The organism is Kribbella amoyensis, from assembly GCF_007828865.1.
Taxonomy (GTDB): domain Bacteria; phylum Actinomycetota; class Actinomycetes; order Propionibacteriales; family Kribbellaceae; genus Kribbella; species Kribbella amoyensis.
Map to the genome: position 1 here is coordinate 812014 of NZ_VIVK01000001.1, position 18576 is coordinate 830589.

The window sequence follows — 18576 nt, forward strand, 5'->3', positions numbered from 1 at the left end:
GTCCACCATCCGGCGGACGGGAATCCTTCTCAGTCCGAGCACCCGGATTTCTCAATCCCGCGCCGAACCCGGCTCGCCCGGGTGGCGTCGTACGGGGCGGAACGGAGGCGAGAACCATCGACAAGTTCGACCTGCTCTTCACCGAGGCCGCGCCGCGCATCGCCGCAGGTACCCACAACCGCGACACCCCACCCGTCGAAGGCGGCCGCTGGCCGGTGAGCGTGATCCTTCGGCCACCCGCCGACGACCCGGTCGGCCGGCGCCTGGACGAACTGACCGAGACGGCCGCCGACCTGGCCGGCCCGGACCACTGGCAGACCGGGCAGACCGGGTCCGCCCACTTCACGGTGCGCGCGCTGGAGCGGTACAGGGACGAGGTACCGGCCGACGACCCGGCGGTCGAGCGTTATCGGACGGCGCTGGAGGTGGCCGCGGCGAAGGTGGGTGCGCTGCGGTTTGAGATCACCGGTCTCACGCTGACGCCGGCCACCGTGATGGCCGCCGCCCGCCCGCTCGACGACGCGGCCGGCCGCTTCGCCGACCTCTTCGCCTCCGCGCTCGGCGAGGACGCCTGGCTGGAGCGGGATCACTTCACGCGCGACATCTGGTACGTGAATCTCGTGCACTTCACCGCCGACATCGACCGGCCCGAGGACCTGGTCAGCTGGGTCCGATCGCACCGCGCGACCCCGGTCGGTACCGTCGAGCTCCCCGTGGCCGAGCTGGCCCGCTTCCGGCTCCGGCTCGGCGCGCGTCCGGCGATGTGGCCGACCGTGCTCGGCGTTGGCGGCTTCGGCGGCGGTGGCGGTGGCCCGGCGGCGAGGCATCCTGGTGCGCGTGAATGACCGCCCGACCGTGCGCACGCTGGACGAGTTCCTCGCGCGCCAGGCCGAGACCGCGGTACGGCTGTCCGGCGCCCACCACTCGTCGTGGAACGGCCAGGTGGTGGACAACCCGCACCGCGATACCGAGGCGGTCGCCGATTGGGACGGATCCCTCGCCCTCGGTCCGGCGGTCCGCGAGCCGCTGGACCGTCTCTTCGCCGAGCCGGGGCGGCAGCACTCCGCCGAGCAGCTGACCGAGTTCCGCCGCGCGTTGCAGATCGTGCTGCACGAGAACACCCACCTGCTCGCGACCGAGGGCACCGAACACGGTCACGCCGAGCAGGCGTTCACCGACCCCGCGATCCAGGCGCTGGACGAGGGCGCCACCGAAGCCTGGGCGCACCAGCACCTGGACGACTTCATCACCGACCTCGGCCTCGACGAAGTGGCCCCGGGGATCGACCAGGTGCGGACGGACGAGGGGTACGCCCGGTTCGCGCCGGCGGTCACCGTCCTCGCCGAAGGCCTCGGCGAACGCACCGGCCTGGACCGCGACGAGGTCCTCCGCCTCCTCGCCGGACAGAACGCGATCGGCAAGGTCAACGTGGTCACCGACATGGTGGTCCGCACGAGCGACATCGGCCAGGAACTCACCAACCTCGGCGGAAATCTCACCCCCGAACTCCACCAGGCCGTCTACCAGAGAACCTGGGAAGCCATCAGCCCCGACCTCTCCGCCCTCCACCGCATCACCGGCCCACCGGAAGATCGCCGCACCACCTCGGCCAGGTCGGGTGAGCGAATGCTTCAGAAGATCGAGCAAGCCACCCAGCAGCTCCCGGAACTCATCCGCACCCACGCGGCCCAGCACCAAAGAGCAGCAGCCTGGCACGAAACCAACCAAGCCCTGACCCACTCAACCACCGGCCTAGCCCGCCCAGGATCCCCTTCCCCCACAAGCGCAGCCACGACCAGTTCCACCGCCAAGACCCCCACCAAGTCCGAGGGCCTCACCCTCTGAGGCAGCAGGCCTCAACCCCGCGACGGGTGCCAGACAGGCAGCAGCTCGGCGTCCCGCGGCCAAGACTCCTGATCCGCAATCAAAAGCTCAGCATCAGCATCCCCGTCGAACGGCGGCCGCTCGTAGTCGAACTCCACCGAAACCTCCCCCGAAGGCACCAACACGACCCGCGCGTTGTACCAACTCCCCTTCCCCACCTCGTACATCCGCTCCCGCAACTCGTACGCGGCAACCCGGCCCTCCCGGTCGAGCCCAGCCGAGGTGTCGACCGACCCATCAGCCAACTGCACATCAACCTCGGTCTCGGTCATCCCACCCGCAGCCGTGATCCGCAACTCGGCCCGCGTCCAGCCCGCCGACGCCGCCCGAGCGAGCGCCTTCGCCACAGCGGTCAGAGACTCCTGCGCTTCGTCCTTCATGGTGTGCTGTCACCCTTCTGCCGTGGAGAATTGACGATCGAGACCCACCTCAGCCGGCCGTCGTGACGGTATCCGACGTCGATGATGTCCGGGCGGACGCTCGCCTCGGGGTAATTGAGTTCGATGAACACTTCCACGGTGCCGCCAGCTTCGATGATCTTCCGCCACCGATTCTCCAGGACCTTGTACTGCCCGAGGTTGACCTTGATGGCCTCCATCGGGACCAGGTTCATCGTGCCCCCGGGACCACGGAAGATCCGGGCGAACAGGTGCCCGGCGTGGTCGCCCGGGAGTTTCCCGATCAGCCGTCGCTGGGCACCGGCGTCCCGCGGATGGTCCAGATCCAGCTCGTCGAGCGTGGTCCGGGCCGAGACGACTCTGCCTTGCTCATCCGTGCGGTAGGTGAATTTCCGATCCACCCGAACGGTCGAGTCCGCCGGCGGCTGATCAAGGAGACGCTTGTGCTCTTCGCGCGCGGTGTCGAGCTCGACAACGCCCGGGTCGGCTGCGCCCGGACGATGCAGGCGATCGTTGACCGGCCGCTCGGCTCCGGAGCGAACCATCTGCTGCGCCCACGCCCCTGCCTTGACGGGTGCCTCAGCAGCGAGCTGGGCTGCCTCTTCGCAGCGCCGGGCCGCCTCATCGAGTTGAAGTGCCGCCGTCCGAGCTGCTGGATTGCTGCTGGCGAAACCGCCGAGGAACGCGGCGCTCTCCCGACACTGGCGGGCGAGCCGGTGGAGGTACTGCACCACCTGAGGCACTTGGTTCAAGCAGGCGACGAGTCCCGCCGCGACTCGCTCGAGATCGGACGGCATCGGCCTGAGTCAGATCTGATCCGCATAGCGACTGCATCCATCGGCCGCGATCTGCAGCGACTCGACGGCCTGACCGAGCGAACGGGCGGCAGCGTCCAGCAGCTGCGCGATATCTCGGTCGGCGCCCGTCGTGGTTCCGGCGATGAGGCTCTGCACCTGAGCGATGTGCTGTCCGAACTTCTGGCCGAAGCCGCCCAGGCTGCCTGCGGCCTGCTTGGCCTCCGTGGTGATCTGGTAGAGCTGGCCCTTGAGAACCTGAATGTCCGACATGAAAGTGCCTCACTTCCGGGAGGGTGACGTACTCCCAGAACACCCGGACCGGCACCGCTGCGGCAGTAGCTGGCCAGTCGAAGAGCAGATATTCCGGATCCGACTATTCGCCCGGCGCATATGCCGATCGGGCCGCCGCCAGGGCATCCCCCAGGATCTGTTCGAGCCCCGAGCGGTGAGCCGACCAACCGGTGGCCCGCTGGAAAGAACGGGGATCCGCGATCAACTCGGGTGGTTCGGCGGCGCCGGCCTGATGCCGGACGGGCAACGGCTTGCCGGTCAGACGCTCGGTGGTGGCAATGACATCGACGATCCGGGTCCGGCCACCGCCCCCCACGTTGTAGGCCTGCCATTGCCCCGGTTCGCACACACCAACAGCAGCGAGGAATGCGTCCGCCATGTCGAGCACGTGGACATAGTCGCGGACCGTTGTACCGTCTCCGTTGACCACCAACTCCGTGGCCCGGCCCTGCGCCACCGCGACGACCTTGGGGATCAGCCGTGACTCGTCCCGGTCCGGATGCTCTGGAAGACCACCGGCGACGTTGAAGGAGCGCAGACTGACGGCGCCGATGGCTCCGGTGGCTGCCAGATCCGCAGCCGCCCGATCAGCGGCGAGTTTCCCGGCACCGTACGGGTTGCTCGGTGCCGGCTCGGCGTTCTCGCCGATGGGTTGCCGCTCGGGTTCGCCGTACACCGCGCAGGTCGACGCGAGGATCAGCTTCGCCGACCCCGAACCGGTCTCGGCCAGCGCGTCCAGCACGGCCAGGGTTCCGCCGACGTTTGTCCGCCAGTACCGCACTGGATCGGTCCGTGACTCGCGGACGCGCACAGCAGCAGCCAGGTGGCACACCACCTCGGGCGCCACCTGCGCGACAGCCTTCCGGACCGAATCCTCGGCAAGCAGGTCGCCGTGGACGGGCTCGACGCCGGAGGGCAGCCCGGCACCACTGCGTGTGAATCCGTGCACTTCGCAGCCCGCTTCCACGAAGCGACTGGCAACGGCGTATCCGACGAAACCGGCCGCGCCGGTGACCAAGACTCTCATCGGCCCAGGAGTGTATGCCGGTGCGCCCAGACCTGGCTGACGCAGGCCCGTGCGATGGGTGAGAGCGGCTCCTCGTCCAGTCGGTGCAGGGTGTCCGAGGTAAACGGGATGCCGACCGTCGGCCGAGCGGCGTCGGTGGTCACAGCGACACCTTCCTCGTTGACTGCCACCATGTCCGCGAACAGCTGGTCGAAGACCGGGGCCTCGATGACCGACACCGTCAGCAGCTCCACCCACAGGGTCAGCGGCTCGAGCACGAGGGCGAGCGCCGAGGTCCGGAAGTCGCCGGCGAGACGGGCCTGCTCGAACGACGCGAACGGCTCATCGGTGAGGTAGTCGATCGGATCGACCGCGTTGCCGTCGTGCTCGGCATTGCCCAGGAGTTCCTCGGAGAACTCGCGCTGGATGTTGCGCCACAGAGAGAAATCGTTGGCCTGATGGGCCGGCGCCAGCGCGGCCGGTTGGAAGACACCAGCCGGGACGACGTGGTACATCCCGCCGGCCGCGGCGACCGACTGCGAGTCCCGCTTGTGCAGGTACATCCTGTGCCCGTCGATCGGATCTCGCCGGATCGTGAGCGTGTTGATGCTGGGCAGCATCGGGCGGGCGGTGAGATCGAAGGGATCCTCGACGAGCCGCCGGAACGGGAGATCGGCGAGGCTCGGACGGCGGTTGCCGGCGTCCAGCCAAGCGGACGCGAACTCGTGGGCGACGGCCTCGCCGACATCGAGCACATCGAAGTAGCTGGTGTAGTTGAACGCCAGCCGGGCGCTGTCGGCCAGATCGGCCGCGAGCAACCGGTAGCTGACCCGGTTGTCGAGCAGCTTCGGGCGGGCCAGGTCTCGCAACGCTCTCGAGTAGCGGTCGTACGAGGTCCCATCGGCCCGCAGCGCCCGCGCCGCGGCGGCTGCCTCGGCCCGGCCGGTGATCGGCGGCGCCGGCGACTCGGGAAGCCACGTCAACTCGATGTCGGCCAGATCGACCGGGCCGTCGGGGATCCAGCCAGGCGCCGACAGTACGGTCGTCCCGGGCAACCGCTGGGACTCCGGGTAAAGCTCGGCGGCGAGATCCCCGAGCACGGCCCGGTTCCGGTTGAGCTCGGCCCGGACTGCCCGCCAGCGGTCCTGACTGTCCCGCACCGGACCCGGTGAGCCAGCCACCGAGTTCGACCGAGGCCGGGCATCAGCGGAGCGATCGGGCAGCACGCCCAGCCGTTCGGACGGGATCCCGAGCCGAGCTGCGATGAACCTCAGCTCGTCGATGTCCCGGAGCGCCTGGGCACCCTTCTCCAGTTTCGAGAGCCGCGACTGCGTCGTGTTGAGCAGTACCGCGGCCTGCTCCTGGGTCAGACCCTCCCTGAGGCGGTACCACCGGATCACCTCGCCGACGTCCGAGCCGTCGGGCGGCGACTGGGTGCCATTGGCCGGATAGAGCCACGGTTCGGGGGACGCCATGGACTCATGATCCCAGCCGATGGCCGCATTCGAGGGAACGCGGCGCGGCCGCCGGTTCAGCACTGCGTACAAACAGCGGCAGGCAAGGCGAAGGCCCCCGGGTCGGCGGGGGCCTTCGGGTTTGGGTCAGGCGGTGACCAGTTCTCTTTCTTTTGTGGGGGTTGGGGTGGGGGTGGGGAGTTTGTTGGGCCACCAGGCCTTGCGGCCGAGGAGGACGAGGATCGAGGGGAGCATGACGATGCGGACCAGGGTTGCGTCGATCAGGACTGCTACGGCCAGGCCTACGCCCATCTGCTTCATTTCGATCATGCCGAGGGTGGCGAAGACGGCGAAGACCGAGACCATGACGGCGGCCGCGCTGGTGACGACGCCGGCGGAGTCGACCACGCCTTGACGGACTGCTTCCCTCGGGTTCAGGCCGGCTCGGACGCCTTCGCGGATGCGGCCCAGGACGAAGACGTGGTAGTCCATCGACAGGCCGATCAGGATCACGAAGAGGAACACCGGGATCCACGACACCACGAAGCCGGGTGAGGTGAAGTGCAGCAGTCCTTCGGCCCAGGTGTGCTGGAAGATCAGCGCCAGGACGCCGAAGCACGCTGCCACCGAGGCCAGGTTGAGCAGGGTCGTGACCAGCGCGATCGCCACGCTGCGGAAGGTGAACGCCATCATCACCAGGGTCAGCGCGAGGACGAACGCGATCACGTACGGCAGCTTGTCCCGCTGGTGCTCGCCGTAGTCGACCGACGAGGCGGACTCGCCGCCGACGGCCCAGGTTGCTTGGGGCAACGAGCTGAACGCCTTCGGGACCAGGTCGCCGCGCAGTTGGTCCAGCGCGACCTTCGCGTCCGCGGTGGTGTCCGGGAGGACCGAGACGAGTCGCAGCATCGCCGTGTCACCCGAGGTCCGGACGGCCTGGCCGGGGACGAACTTCCCGCTCTCCACGGCCGCCTGCTGCAACCGGTTCAGGGCTGCCACGGCTGCCGTCTTGTCGTCCGCCTTGGCGACCACGTCGTACGCCATGCCCTCGGACGGGAAGTTCTGCTGCAGCGTCTTCATCGTCTTCACTTCGGGGATGCTCTGCGGCAGCGTGTCCAGACCACCGGGCTCGGTCTTCATCCCGAGCGCGGGGACGGCCAACGCGATCACGGCGACGGTGGAGACGACCAGGGCGACCCGCGGGAAGCGCAGTACCGGGGCCAGCAGGCGGCGGCTGATCCCGCCCGGGCCGATCCGCCGGTTGAGCCGCCACAGCAGCGGGACCCGCGGCCGGTCCACCCGGTGACCGAGCTTCGCCAGCAGCGCCGGCAGCACGGTCAGCGAACCGATCACAGCCACCGCGACCACCACGATCGTCGCCGCCGCCATCGAGGAGAAGGTCGGATCCTGGGCGACGAACAACCCGGCCATCGACACGATCACGGCCAGGCCGGAGACCACCACCGAGTGTCCCGACGTGGCGGCCGCGATCTCGACCGCGTCGACCGTACTGCGGCCACGGCGGCGTTCCTCGCGTTCACGCTTGAGGTAGAAGAGGGAGTAGTCGACGCCGACCGCCATCCCGATCAGCAGCACGACGTTCGCCACCGAGCCGCCGTCGGGGAACAGGTACGACAGCGGGGCGTAGAACCCGAGCGCCGCACCGACCGCCGAGAACGCCAGCAGGACCGGGATCCCGGCCGCGATCAGCGCCCCGAACGCGAGCAGCATCAATGCGAACGTGATCGGCAGGCTGAGCTTCTCGGCCCGGGCGAGATCCGAGCCGACCTGGGTCCAGATCCCCGCGTCGAGCGAGGTACCGCCGGTCTCCGCGATGGTCAGGCCGGGATGCGCCTTCTGTACGTCCGCGGTGGCCGTGACCAACTGGTCGATGTTCTCGGCCGCGTCGTCGGCACTGCCCTTCAGCTCGATCGGGAGCAGCGCGGCCTTGCCGTTCTCGGCCCAGACCGGCTGACCGACGGCGCCGACCGCGTCGATCGCGGTCATCTTCTGCCGCAGCTGGGTCAGCGCCGAGGTGGCGGCGGCCCGGTCGAGTGGGCCGTCCGGGTCGGTGATCAGGACGGTCTCGCTCGGCTTGTCCTCGAGACCGGCCCGCTGGATCAGCTCGGCGGCCTGGCCGGACTGGCCGACCCAGTTGTCGGCCTCCTTGGTCTGCTGCTTCGGAATCGCGATCGACAGCCCCACCGCGACGACGACGAGCACCAGCCACAAACCGATCGCCCGCCATGGGTGTGTCGCACTCCACCGCGCGATCCGCACGGTCACCGCTCCCCTGCTGTTCATCAGCCTCTCCCCGGCCCAGAACCGGGCGCCCTGCCCGGCCATCTCCGAGCCTGACGGGCGGACGGCCGGATCTCAGGAGACGCAAACCCCCAGCCGAGGTAGACCTAGGCCCACCTCGCGCCGTCCAGGGTCGTCGCGAGCCCGCCGAAGTCAGTGCACGACGACCGGCTCGGGCGCGCGGGAGCGGAGCCGGCGCAACATCCGCGCATCCTCGAAGCCGACTGCGCGAGCCGCGGCCTCGACGGTGGCGCCGTGCCCGATCAGGTGCTCGGCTCGCTCCAGCCGGAGCAACTGCTGGTACCGCAACGGGGTCAGCCCGGTCGCGCTGGTGAAGACGCGGGTCAGGGTCCGTTCGCTGACACCGGCGCCGCGGGCCAGGTCGGTCAGCGGCAACCGATCGGTGTACCGGCCGTCGATGACGTCCTGGATCCGATGGGCGAGATCGCTGAGGTGATCCCGGTGCCGCAGCATCGCGCTCTCCTGCAACTCGTCCCCGTTGCGGCGCGCGTACACGACCATCTCCCGCGCCACCTTCGCGGCCGCCTCGGCCCCGCACTCGACCGCGACCAGGTGCAGCGCCAGGTCGATCCCGCTCGCGATCCCGGCCGATGTGATCACCCGGTCGTCCACCACGTACAGCACGTCCCGCACGATCGACGCGCGTGGATACCGAGCGGCCAGCTCTTCGGTGAGGTCGTGGTGCGTGGTGTACCGGCGGCCGTCGAGCAGTCCGGCCGCCCCGAGCGCGTCGGCGCCCGAGCACACGCTGGCCACCGAGCCGCCGCCCGCGTGGTGGTCGCGCAGGACCCGCTTGGTCTCGGCGGAGATCGGCGGGACCGGTGCGAGCCGCGGCGACCGCCAACCCGGAACGACGATGAGGTCGGCCGGCCCGAGCTCGGGCCAGTCCCGGCGCGCCTTCACCGGGACGCCCTGCGCGGTACCGATCTCGTCCGTCTCGCCCACGTAGTACAGGTCGTGCCGGTAGCCGAGGTCGTTCGCGGTGGAGAAGACCTGGGCCGGACCGGCCAGGTCGAGCAGGTGCAGCCTGGGGACCAGGAAGAAGACGACCTTGCGCATGATCCGGTCAGGATGCCACGGCGAGCCCGGTCAGGTCGTCGAGCGTCCGGATGGTGGCGAACCGGCCGGCCAGCGCGTACTCGGTGCGTTCGGTGACGACCTCGGGGCTGAGCGTCCGCGGATCCGCGAGCACCTCCTCCAGCGACGCGTCGGCCGGCAGCGTCCAGTGCGGCAGCGGCGTGGTCGCGGTCGCCTCGGTCACGAAGACGACGTCGTACCCGAGATCGGAGCCGACCCGAGCTGTCGTCTCGCAGCACTGTTCGGTCCGGATGCCGCTGATGATCACCTCGCGGATGCCGTACTGGGTGAGGAGTTGCTGGAGATGCGTGGTGGTGAAGGCGTTGTGCGAGGTCTTGGTGAGGACCGGCTCGCCGTCGGCCGGCTGGAGCCCCTCGATCAGCCGGACGTGACCGTTGACCGGGTCGAACGCGCCACCGGTGCCCGGCTCGGTGTGCAGCACCCAGACGACCAGGTCGCCGCGCGCCCGGGACGCGGTCACCAGCCGATTGACGCGGTCGGCGATGTCGGGGTGGTTCACGGCCTGCCAGTTCGGCCGGACCCGGAAGGATTCCTGGACGTCGATCACGATCAGAGCTGTCTGCGTCATGCCCTCATCGTGCTCGCCGGGACGGCCCGGGCAGAAGACCGCATCCCGCCCCGGACCGGACCGATCTGGTCAACGCTGAGAGAGCCGGTCACCAACCAACGCTCGGAGTCATCGGACGAATTCAAACGGTTACGAACTGTTCCAAACGCCGGACACCCGTGCCTACAGTGCCCGGGACGTCGGCGTGGAAGCGCTCTCGCCGACCCCACCCGCCTACGAAGAGGGGATGCCATGCCTGACAATCTGCCCCGTCGCCAGGTGCTGCGTACCGCGGGCGCGCTCGGTCTAGGCGCCGCCACCGCCGGTGCGCTGGCGAGCACGGCCGCCGCGAACCCAACGACTACAGTCGCCGCCATGGGTTCACACCACGGCCGCCTGTCCATCCGCAAGGATCCGTTCGGTACCACCCCGGAAGGAGTGAAGGTCGACGTCTACACCTTCACCAACGGCCGGGTCACCGTCTCGATGCTCACCTGGGGAGCGACCATCCAGCGGGTGGAGACCCCGGACCGCAAGGGCCGGACGAAGAACATCAGCCTCGGCTTCGACAACCTGCCCGACTACGCGGCCCTCAGCCCGTACTTCGGGTCGACCGTCGGCCGGTACGGCAACCGGATCGCCAAGGGCCGGTTCACCCTGGACGGCCAGACCTACCAGATCCCGGTCAACAACGGCGAGAACGCGTTGCACGGCGGCACCATCGGCTTCGACAAGAAGGTCTGGAAGGCCAAGGTCGTGCAGTCCGACAAGGCCGTCGGCGTCGCCTTCACCTATGTCAGCCCGGACGGCGAGATGGGCTTCCCCGGCGAGCTGACCAGCACGGTCACGTACACGCTGGACCGGCACGACAACCTGCGGATCGACTACCAGGCGAAGGTGGCCGGCAAGGCCACCGTGCAGAACCTGACCAACCACGTGTACTTCAACCTGGCCGGCGAGGGCAGCGGCTCGATCGAGGGTCACGTGCTCGAACTGAACGCGCCCGGGTACACCCCGGTCGACGAGGGCCTGATCCCGACCGGCGAGATCGCCAAGACCGCGGGCACGCCGTTCGACTTCAGCCGGCCGACCCCGATCGGCCGGCGGCTGCGGGACGACCACCCCCAACTGGTGATCGGGCGTGGCTACGACCACAACTTCGTGCTCGGTGAGAAGACCGACGAGGACGGCCTGCGGTTCGCGGCCCGTTTCTGGGAGCCCGAGGACGGCCGCACGGTGACCGTGCACACCAGCCAGCCGGGCGCCCAGTTCTACAGCGGCAACTTCCTCGACGGCACCTTCCAGGGCATCGGCGGCAAGACCTACCGGCAGGGCGACGCGTTCGCGTTCGAGACCCAGCACTTCCCCGATTCGCCCAACCAGCCGGCCTTCCCGTCCACCACCCTCCGCCCGGGCGAGACGTTCCGCAGCACCACCGTCTACACCTTCGGCACCAAGTAGCGGCGTCGCGCGCCCGGAGTACGGCGGTACTTCGGGCGCGCCCGAAGACCAGCGTCCGTGCGTCAGCGCCGCCAGACCGTGCCTTGGCGGTCGCGGCCGATCCACTGTTCCAGGGCGACGATCTCCGGGTTCGCGCCGAGTTCGCGTTCGAGCAGCCAGCAGGCGAGGTCCACGCCGGCGAACCAGCCGGATCCGCAGGTGACCAGGTCGCCGTCGTCGACCACGCGGGCGTCGACGACCTCGGCCCATTCCTTCAACCGGTCCAGGTCGACGCGATGGGTGGTGGCCGGGCGACCCTGGAGCAGGCCGGCCGCCCCGAGCAGCAAGGTGCCCGAGTCGATCCCGGCGAGGATCAGGTTGTCGCCGCCGATCGCTTTCGCCTCGGCCAGCTGGCGCGGAATCACCCCGCGCTCGATCTCCTCCAGGATCCAGCCGCCGGACACCGCGAGCACCCGGGCCGTCTCCGGGGACCACCGCTCCAGTCCGCCGAACCGGGTCCCGTAGCACCCGGTCACTTCGGTCGCCCCGTCGGCGGTGACCAGGTGCGGCTCCACCGCCAGTCCACGGCGCGCGGCGTTCGCGAACACCGCGTAGGTCGTCAACGCGTCCACCTCGGCGACGCCGTCGTACATGTGTATGTCGATCCGCATCCATCCACCCTCGGTTCTCCCCGACCGGACAAGTGAGTGGCTGGAAAGACCCTGTTCGCTAGATTCGAGCCATGAAGACGGTGGCTGTCCTCGCGGTCGACGGCGTGATCGGGCTGGAGTTCGCCGGCGCGTGCCAGGTGTTCGCCGCGGCCGTGGACCCGGTCGACGGCCGGCCGCTGTACGACGTGCGGGTCTGCGGCACCGACGCCGGTACGCAGGTGATGGCCGTGGATCGGGAGATCTTCCGCGCGGTCACGCCGTACGGTCTGGCCGACGTGCTGACCGCGGACACGCTGATCGTGCCGGCGTCGTTCGACCCGTCGGACGAGGTGATCGACGTCGTCCGGCTCGCGCATCGGCGGGGAGTCCGGGTCGCGTCGATCTGTACGGGCGCCTTCGTCCTGGCCGCGGCCGGGCTGCTCGACGGGCGGCAGGCGGCGACGCACTGGAACCACGCGGCGGAACTGTCCCGGCGATGGCCGGCGGTCGAGGTGGTCACCGACGTGCTGTACCTCGACGACGGCGACGTCCTCACCTCGGCCGGGGTGACGGCCGGGCTGGATCTCTGCCTGCACCTGGTCCGGCGCGATCACGGTTCCGCGGTGGCGGCCGATGTCGCCCGGCGGTTGGTGATGGCGCCGCATCGTGGTGGCGGCCAGGCCCAGTTCATCGCCGCACCAGTTGTCGAGAGCAACGAATCCCTGGAGCCGGTGCTGACCTGGATGACCGAGCACCTGACCGCACCGCTCACGCTGGCCGCGATCGCGGCCCAGGCCGCCATGAGTACCCGGACCCTCAGCCGCCGGTTCCGCGACCAGACCGGGACGACGCCGTTGCAGTGGCTGATCCGGCTCCGCCTCGCCCGAGCCCAGGAACTCCTGGAGACCACCGACCTGTCCGTGGCCCAGGTCGCGACCGCCGCCGGATTCGGCTCCGCCCTCCTGCTCCGGCAGCACTTCGCCCGTGCTTTCGGGACCACCCCGACCAGCTATCGACGCGCGTTCAACCCGCCGACGAGGTGAGCGAAGGGTTACCTAACCTCTTAGGGTCGAACCATGACCGAGCCCGTGCTGAACATCCCCTTCGACGACGCCTTCCGGTTCGATCCCTCGCCGACCTTCGCGGAGTTACGGGAGCACCGGCCGGTCGCCCGGGTCCGGACGTTGGCCGGTGCCGAGGTCTGGTTGGTGACGCGGTACGAGGACGTCCGGATGGTGCTCGCGGATCCGCGGTTCTCCCGGGCCGCGGTGGTGAAGCAGGGAGCGCCGCGGGTCGCGCTGGCCAAGCCGATGCCGAACAGTCTGACCACGACGGATCCGCCCGAGCACTCGCGGCTGCGCAAGCTGGTGTCGTCGACGTTCGCGCACCGGCGGATCGAGCGGACCCGTCCGTGGGTGGCGGACCTGTCCAAGCAGCTCGCCGACGACGTCGCGCGGGCCGGGGACGGCGCGGACCTCCGGCAGCTGGTCGCGTTGCCTCTGCCGATCCAGGTGATCTGCCAGCTGCTCGGGGTGCCGTACGAGGACCGGGAGCAGTTCCGCGAGTGGACCGAGCTCGGGTACAGCATGCGGATGGCGGAGAAGGACCTCGTCGAGGACGCGATGACCCAGCTGACCGCGTACATCGAGGCGCTGGTGACGCGGAAGCTGGCGACCGCCGACCAACCGGCCGAGGATCTGCTGGACGAGCTGGTCCGCGCCCGGGAGGAAGGCGATCGGCTCAGCCAGGACGAGCTGATCGCGTTCGGGGTGAACCTGCTGGTCGCCGGACACGAGACCTCGGCGAACCAGATCTCCAGCTGTGTGGCGACCCTGCTGCGCTGGCCGGAGAACTGGGCGAGGCTGGTCGCGGACCACTCACTGGTGCCGTCGGCCGTGGAGGAGCTGCTGCGCTTCAACCGCTTCAGCGAGGTCGGCCAGCTCCGGGTCGCGAGCGAGGACCTCGAACTCCACGGGGTACGGATCAAGGCGGGCGACGGCGTGATGGCCGCGCTCAACTCCGCGAACCGCGACCCCCGTGCGTACGAGGCTCCGGACGAACTGCGGCTGGATCGGCAGGAGAACAAGCATCTGTCGTTCGGCTTCGGACCGCACTTCTGCCTGGGCGCGCAGCTCGCGCGGATCGAGCTGCAGGAGTCGTCGCTCGCCCTGCTGCGCCGCTTCCCGAACCTCAGCCTGGCCAAGCCGGCCGAGGACCTGGAATGGCGCCGGGTCCTGGTCAGCGGTCTCGCCGAGCTTCCGGTGAACCTCGGCGAGACCGCTTAGGACGCAGACCTACTGGGCCGAGACGAGGCCGTGTTCGACGTCGTACTGGGCGATGAACGTGGCCGCGTCCTTCTCGCTGGACGCGATCGCGGCGGCCAGCGTGGCGGCGTCGCGGGTCCGGTCCTCGGGCCAGTCGGACAGCAAGGCCCAGGCGCGCATCCGCTTCTTGTCCAGGTTTCCCCCGGCACTGCGGGGCGTGCCGGCCGCCGGCTTGGTCCGGGTCGAGCTCGCCGTGCTCCGGGCGGCCGGCTCGGCCGGCTCGTCGACCCGGACCGACTCGGTGATCGCCGGGGTGGCGACGACCGCCTCCTCGACGACGGGCCGGGACGGACTGACCGAGCTGATCGGCGTCGGCGTGATCACCGGCTCGACCACGGGGGTCCGCTGCACAGTGGAAGAAGCGCCCGGGGAAGCCGCCGGCGTGGAGACCGGCGGCGTCGTGGTCGCGGCGGCGGGCCGGGGGGAAGGCCGGCTGGCCGGCTGGTCGGCCGGGAGCAGGCCGGGCGTGATCCCGGTCTCGGCCGGCGCGAACGGCGACGGTGGCTGCGGCTTCTGCACCACCGGCGACGCCTTCTCGGCCTCGTCCTCGACCACCTCGGCCTCGGCGACCGCCTCCGCGGACCGGTCGGGCTTCGGCTCGACGATGGCCATCAGCTCGCCGGTCATCGCCTCCTCCCAGGCGTCCTCGTCCCGGATCGAGACACCGCCGTCGGCCGGCCGGAGCTGCTGCGGCTTGCGGGTGGTGCCCTCGACCACCCAGACCGCGGCGCGCAGGTCGTCGCGGTCCTGCTCGTCGGCGGGCTCCGGCGGCGGCGAGATCGCCCGGGTCAGTTTGTTCGTGATGACGTCGTAGTTGATCCGCTCCTCGAGCATGCCGGCCAGCCGGTCCGGGTCGTACGTCGTCTCGGCGATCTTGGCCAGCCGCTCGTCCTGGTGCTCGGAGCGGATGTACTCCGCGACCGTGCCGGCGATCGCGTTCCGCCGGGCGGCGTTGCGCATCTGCTCGCGGGCCGCGCGGATACTCTCGAACATGCCGAGGCCGTGCTCGATCGCCAGCGACCGGGCCAGCCAGGTGATCCGCGGCTCGCGCAGCCACTGCACCACGCCGTACACCGGGCCGGTGTTCGCCATCTGGCCGGACCGGCGGAGCGCGTCGCGGCGCCGGGCCGAGCTGTGGATCAGCCAGAGCACGTAGGCGAACGCGGACAGGCCGCCGAAGCCGAAGGCCAGGAACCGCTCCTCCGGCCGCCAGTGGCCGACCACGTTGAAGACGAGCGCGACGATCGCGGCGAACAGCGACATCGCTCGGTAGGCGTAGGCCTGCTCGCCCTTGCGGCGGCGCAGGTCCGCGAGCGCCGCGGTGGCGACACCGCCGAGCTCGATGACGGCGACGGCCGGAGTGACCAGGGCGATCTTGAGGAAGGTCGAGAAGCCTTCCTCGGGCCAGGGGATGTGGGTGACGCCGGCCCAGACCTGGCCGACGAGCGCGGCCGTGGCCGCGGTGGCGTAGAAGGCGTAGGCGACCTTGTCCGCACCTGTGAGGGGTACGTTGTTCAGCTCGCCGGTACTGGTGCTGGTGGTGTTCTCCTGCAAGACGTGGTCTCCTGACCGGTTTGGGCTCTCCGGCAGTTCGTCGGTGATGGTCATGCACTGCCTCCCCAGGTGGCTGGACGAGGCTACCGGTTTCCGGGCCGTCCAGGGGAGGCGATTCGGGCAACGATTCCGTTCCTGCTCGGAGAACACAAATCCACCCGCGTGGTGCGCTGATCCCATCCGGCGCCGGCGACGATTCTCGGATGCCCTCGGGACCGTGCCGCGCGTAGGGTCGGCCGGGTGATTCCGACGCTCCGGTCACTCCCCGATCCGCAGGCGCTCCGCGACCGTCTCAGGACCGTCTACGGCCTCGCGTTCGACTCCTGCACGTTGCTGCGTTCGCTGGTGAACGACGTGTACGAGCTGACCGGACCCGACGGCCGGTACGTGCTCAAGCTGTACCGCGCGAACCGGTGGGAACCGGACGAGATCCGTTGGGAGACAGGGCTTTCGGCGCATCTGGCCGCGGCCGGTCTAGGGGTTCCGGCGGTCCGGCCGTTGCTCGACGGGACCGACGTCGGGCTGCTCGCGACGGCCGAGGGTGAGCGCCCGTTCGTGCTGTCCGGGTTCGTCATCGGAACCAAACCGAAACCACCCTTCAGCGACGAGTTGTACCTCGGCTTCGGCAGGTTGCTGGCATCCTTCCACGACGCCGGCGACCGCTATCGGCCGCAGTTTCCGCGCCGTGCGTCCGACCTGGTCCGGCAGCTCGAGATTCCGCTGGAACAGATAAGGCCGTTGCTGCCGTCCGCGGAGGAAAACCTGCTGCTCGCGTTGGCGGCCGCAGTACGGAATCACCTCGCGCAGTACTCCGATGCCTTGAGCCACGGTCTCTGCCACGGCGATGTCAGTCTCGACAACGTGCTGATCACCGATCGCGGCCTCGCTCTGCACGACTTCGACCTGTCCGCGCCGGGGTATCAGGCCGCCGACTTCTGCGGGGTCGCGTCGACGCCGCACTGGCCCGCGTTCCTCGACGGCTACTGCGAACGGCGGAGCGTCGCCGAGGCCGACCTCGCCGCGATCCCCTACCTGACCGTCGTCGGCTCGATCTCGAACCTGCGGTTCCACCTGGTCGACAAGCCGTTGATCGGCGGCACCGAGTCCCGGTCCGAAGGCTGGGCGGCCGGCGAGCTCACCACACTGCACCGAGCCGCCGAGCAACTGCTCTGACCGTCACGCCCCGCTCGCGCTGCCGAGGAGCGAGTCGGCGACGGCCAACGCGGTACCGATCGGGATCGCGTACCCGGAGATGTCAGGCGTCCCGCTGGAAGCGGCCGTGGTCATGCCGACCACCTCGCCGTCCGCGTCGAGCAACGCGCCGCCCGAGTCGCCGGAGATGACGTCCGCATCCACCTCGATCAGCCCGCCGAGCGATTCGGTGGCGCCGTCCTCGCCGTTCACGGTGATGGCCTGACCGGTCGCGGTCACGGTCCCGGGCGACGCGGTGAGCGAGCCGCCGTCGCCCCCGGCGTCCCCGACCGCGGTGACCTCGTCGCCGGTGGCAACGGTCGGGTCGGTGGTGACCACGTCAAGGTCGTCGGCGCCGACGAGCTGGAGTACGGCGACGTCGTGGGCCGAGTCGGTCCCGACGACGCGGGCCGTGTACGTCGCGTCGGTGGTGGCGACGGTGACCTCGATCGAGCCGGCGCCCTCGATCACATGGTTGTTGGTGAGCACGATCCCGTCCTCGTCGATCACCATCCCGGTGCCGGCCGCGGTCCCGGATCCGTCCGCCAGCGTGCTCGCGACCAGGACGAGCCCGTTCTCCTGGTCCTCGGGCGCCGTGGTGGTGTCGAGGGCCTGCGTACCCAGTGAGTACCAGCCGGGGCCGCGGCCGTACCCGGGAACGCCCCAAGGGCCCTGTGGGTACTGGGGAAAGCTCGGGTCGGTCGCCGTCCGGCCCGGCGCGTACGCGGTCACCGCGGGAAGCGCCGCGGCCGGGAGGACGGTGGCGAAGGAGAGCGCCAGCGTCGCGGCGGTGACGGCCGCGACTCGGCGGCGGGCGGGACCCGGGCTCCACAGGCTGGTCCGGGTGGTCGGTCGGCTGGTGTGGGAGTTCATCGGTCTACCTCCGGGTCGGCTCGTTGTACTTCGACCCTGCGGCCCGAACCTGGGAGAACCCTGGGCACCGGCCGGGAGCACGGTGGGAGCCCGCATTCACAGCTTTCCCCCAGCTTGCGGCCAGGAAGTCCCAGGCATCGCCGCCCACGCTGGAACCATGGACCAGCAGGCGATCAGCCGGCTCGAGTCCGTCCCGGCCGGGACCGCGAACCGGACCGTGGACCTGCCCGGGCTCGGTGCGTACCGGGTCAGCGCCTCGACCGTCGGCACCACCACGGTCATCACCGGCCTGCCGACCCGGGATCTCGACAACACCCTGGCGAGCCTGGTCGGATGGAAGGTGACGTTCAGCGCGCTGGGAGTCGCCGCGGCAGGTGGGGTCGCCGTTCTCGTCGTTCGTCGTCAGCTGCGGCCGCTGCGGCAGGTCGCGCAGACCGCTCGTTCGGTGGCCGGGCTGCCGTTGGCCACGGGCCGGATCGGCCGGACCGCGCGCGTGCCCGACAACCTCGCCGACGAACGATCCGAGGTCGGTCAGGTCGCGCTCGCCCTGAACACGTTGCTCGGCCACAGGGAACAAGCCCTGGACGCGCGGCACCGCAGCGAGACCCAGGTCCGCCAGTTCGTCGCGGACGCCTCGCACGAGCTGCGGACCCCGCTCACCACCATCCACGGGTACGCCGAGCTCAGTCTCCGGCAGCCGGACCAGCTTCCGCCGGCGATGGGCAAGGTGTTGTCGGAGGCCACCAG

Annotated in this window: 18 protein-coding genes and 1 pseudogene; 7 read left to right on the plus strand and 12 right to left on the minus strand. The window is 70.0% G+C overall.

All coding sequences use genetic code 11. The annotated features are described in order from the left end of the window. The first annotated feature begins 215 nt into the window (after nt 1-215). Nucleotides 216-845: a hypothetical protein gene (locus FB561_RS03910; protein WP_145803098.1), complete on the plus strand. Its 630-nt coding sequence runs from the start codon at nt 216-218 to the stop codon at nt 843-845. Next, the gene (locus tag FB561_RS03915; protein WP_145803100.1) at nt 838-1845 is read left to right on the plus strand and encodes a hypothetical protein; all 1008 of its coding nucleotides are present in this window, start codon (nt 838-840) and stop codon (nt 1843-1845) included. The genes FB561_RS03910 and FB561_RS03915 overlap by 8 nt, the downstream gene beginning before the upstream one ends. Nucleotides 1846-1856: 11 nt before the next feature. Here the strand turns inward: FB561_RS03915 and FB561_RS03920 are convergent, their stop codons facing one another. The 8 genes from FB561_RS03920 to FB561_RS03955 all read right to left on the minus strand — a co-directional run bounded on the left by FB561_RS03920 (nt 1857) and on the right by FB561_RS03955 (nt 9818). After that, nucleotides 1857-2264: a hypothetical protein gene (locus FB561_RS03920; protein WP_145803102.1), complete on the minus strand. Its 408-nt coding sequence runs from the start codon at nt 2262-2264 to the stop codon at nt 1857-1859. Next, nucleotides 2261-3079: a DNA/RNA non-specific endonuclease gene (locus FB561_RS03925; RefSeq protein ID WP_145803104.1), complete on the minus strand. Its 819-nt coding sequence runs from the start codon at nt 3077-3079 to the stop codon at nt 2261-2263. The genes FB561_RS03920 and FB561_RS03925 overlap by 4 nt, the downstream gene beginning before the upstream one ends. A gap of 9 nt (nt 3080-3088) precedes the next feature. Then, nucleotides 3089-3349, minus strand: a complete 261-nt coding sequence (locus FB561_RS03930) for a hypothetical protein (RefSeq protein WP_145803106.1) — start codon at nt 3347-3349, stop codon at nt 3089-3091. Between the two features lie 103 nt (nt 3350-3452). Continuing rightward, entirely contained in the window at nt 3453-4388 is a 936-nt protein-coding gene (locus tag FB561_RS03935; protein WP_202880536.1) for an NAD-dependent epimerase/dehydratase family protein, read from the minus strand. Between the two features lie 5 nt (nt 4389-4393). Beyond that, entirely contained in the window at nt 4394-5851 is a 1458-nt protein-coding gene (locus tag FB561_RS03940; protein WP_145803110.1) for a helix-turn-helix domain-containing protein, read from the minus strand. Between the two features lie 126 nt (nt 5852-5977). Continuing rightward, nucleotides 5978-8134, minus strand: coding sequence for an MMPL family transporter (locus FB561_RS03945; protein WP_238334633.1), 2157 nt, complete (start codon nt 8132-8134; stop codon nt 5978-5980). 150 nt (nt 8135-8284) lie between these two features. After that, complete coding sequence (locus FB561_RS03950) at nt 8285-9211, minus strand: GlxA family transcriptional regulator (RefSeq protein WP_145803112.1); 927 nt, start codon at nt 9209-9211, stop codon at nt 8285-8287. Nucleotides 9212-9218: 7 nt separating this feature from the next. Further along, nucleotides 9219-9818, minus strand: a complete 600-nt coding sequence (locus FB561_RS03955; protein ID WP_202880537.1) for an isochorismatase family protein — start codon at nt 9816-9818, stop codon at nt 9219-9221. A 354-nt stretch (nt 9819-10172) separates the two neighbouring features. Here FB561_RS03955 and FB561_RS03960 point away from each other — a divergent pair, with 354 nt between their 5' ends. Then, nucleotides 10173-11258 carry an aldose epimerase family protein gene (locus FB561_RS03960; protein ID WP_238334634.1) on the plus strand — a complete coding sequence of 362 codons (1086 nt, stop codon included), beginning with the start codon at nt 10173-10175 and terminating at the stop codon, nt 11256-11258. A gap of 62 nt (nt 11259-11320) precedes the next feature. On the opposite strand, the gene FB561_RS03965 is transcribed toward FB561_RS03960, so the two are convergent. Beyond that, on the minus strand, nt 11321-11908 hold the full coding sequence (locus FB561_RS03965; protein WP_145803116.1) for a DJ-1/PfpI family protein: 588 nt from the start codon (nt 11906-11908) through the stop codon (nt 11321-11323). Between the two features lie 71 nt (nt 11909-11979). On the opposite strand from FB561_RS03965, the gene FB561_RS03970 reads away from it, so the two are divergent. Both FB561_RS03970 and FB561_RS03975 read left to right on the plus strand, forming a co-directional pair. Next, on the plus strand, nt 11980-12930 hold the full coding sequence (locus FB561_RS03970) for a GlxA family transcriptional regulator (RefSeq protein ID WP_145803118.1): 951 nt from the start codon (nt 11980-11982) through the stop codon (nt 12928-12930). A gap of 33 nt (nt 12931-12963) precedes the next feature. Further along, nucleotides 12964-14172 (plus strand): cytochrome P450, encoded by a 1209-nt coding sequence (locus tag FB561_RS03975; protein ID WP_145803120.1) that lies wholly within the window; start codon nt 12964-12966, stop codon nt 14170-14172. Nucleotides 14173-14181: 9 nt separating this feature from the next. On the opposite strand, the gene FB561_RS03980 is transcribed toward FB561_RS03975, so the two are convergent. Further along, complete coding sequence (locus tag FB561_RS03980; RefSeq protein ID WP_145803122.1) at nt 14182-15819, minus strand: hypothetical protein; 1638 nt, start codon at nt 15817-15819, stop codon at nt 14182-14184. Nucleotides 15820-16005: 186 nt separating this feature from the next. Between FB561_RS03980 and FB561_RS03985 the strand changes: the two genes are divergently transcribed. Beyond that, nucleotides 16006-16938, plus strand: coding sequence for a phosphotransferase enzyme family protein (locus FB561_RS03985; protein WP_145803124.1), 933 nt, complete (start codon nt 16006-16008; stop codon nt 16936-16938). Nucleotides 16939-16941: 3 nt separating this feature from the next. Here the strand turns inward: FB561_RS03985 and FB561_RS03990 are convergent, their stop codons facing one another. Beyond that, nucleotides 16942-17829: a S1C family serine protease gene (locus FB561_RS03990; protein ID WP_170284569.1), complete on the minus strand. Its 888-nt coding sequence runs from the start codon at nt 17827-17829 to the stop codon at nt 16942-16944. Nucleotides 17830-17925: 96 nt separating this feature from the next. Then, the gene (locus tag FB561_RS38475) at nt 17926-18144 is read right to left on the minus strand and encodes a hypothetical protein (RefSeq protein ID WP_238334635.1); all 219 of its coding nucleotides are present in this window, start codon (nt 18142-18144) and stop codon (nt 17926-17928) included. 178 nt (nt 18145-18322) lie between these two features. Here FB561_RS38475 and FB561_RS39160 point away from each other — a divergent pair. Continuing rightward, nucleotides 18323-18568, plus strand: a pseudogene (locus tag FB561_RS39160) (histidine kinase dimerization/phospho-acceptor domain-containing protein); the annotation flags it as partial. Nucleotides 18569-18576 lie beyond the last annotated feature (8 nt).

Bases quoted from the DNA above. Each gene is read 5' to 3' on its own strand.
- FB561_RS03970 (WP_145803118.1), top strand. From the start codon at position 11,980: ATGAAGACGGTGGCTGTCCTCGCGGTCGACGGCGTGATCGGGCTGGAG.
- FB561_RS03975 (WP_145803120.1), top strand. From the start codon at position 12,964: ATGACCGAGCCCGTGCTGAACATCCCCTTCGACGACGCCTTCCGGTTC.
- FB561_RS03980 (WP_145803122.1), bottom strand. From the start codon at position 15,819: ATGACCATCACCGACGAACTGCCGGAGAGCCCAAACCGGTCAGGAGAC.
- FB561_RS03955 (WP_202880537.1), bottom strand. From the start codon at position 9,818: ATGACGCAGACAGCTCTGATCGTGATCGACGTCCAGGAATCCTTCCGG.
- FB561_RS03925 (WP_145803104.1), bottom strand. From the start codon at position 3,079: ATGCCGTCCGATCTCGAGCGAGTCGCGGCGGGACTCGTCGCCTGCTTG.
- FB561_RS03950 (WP_145803112.1), bottom strand. From the start codon at position 9,211: ATGCGCAAGGTCGTCTTCTTCCTGGTCCCCAGGCTGCACCTGCTCGAC.
- FB561_RS03960 (WP_238334634.1), top strand. From the start codon at position 10,173: ATGGGTTCACACCACGGCCGCCTGTCCATCCGCAAGGATCCGTTCGGT.
- FB561_RS03920 (WP_145803102.1), bottom strand. From the start codon at position 2,264: ATGAAGGACGAAGCGCAGGAGTCTCTGACCGCTGTGGCGAAGGCGCTC.
- FB561_RS03945 (WP_238334633.1), bottom strand. From the start codon at position 8,134: ATGAACAGCAGGGGAGCGGTGACCGTGCGGATCGCGCGGTGGAGTGCG.
- FB561_RS03965 (WP_145803116.1), bottom strand. From the start codon at position 11,908: ATGCGGATCGACATACACATGTACGACGGCGTCGCCGAGGTGGACGCG.
- FB561_RS03990 (WP_170284569.1), bottom strand. From the start codon at position 17,829: ATGAACTCCCACACCAGCCGACCGACCACCCGGACCAGCCTGTGGAGC.
- FB561_RS03930 (WP_145803106.1), bottom strand. From the start codon at position 3,349: ATGTCGGACATTCAGGTTCTCAAGGGCCAGCTCTACCAGATCACCACG.
- FB561_RS03940 (WP_145803110.1), bottom strand. From the start codon at position 5,851: ATGGCGTCCCCCGAACCGTGGCTCTATCCGGCCAATGGCACCCAGTCG.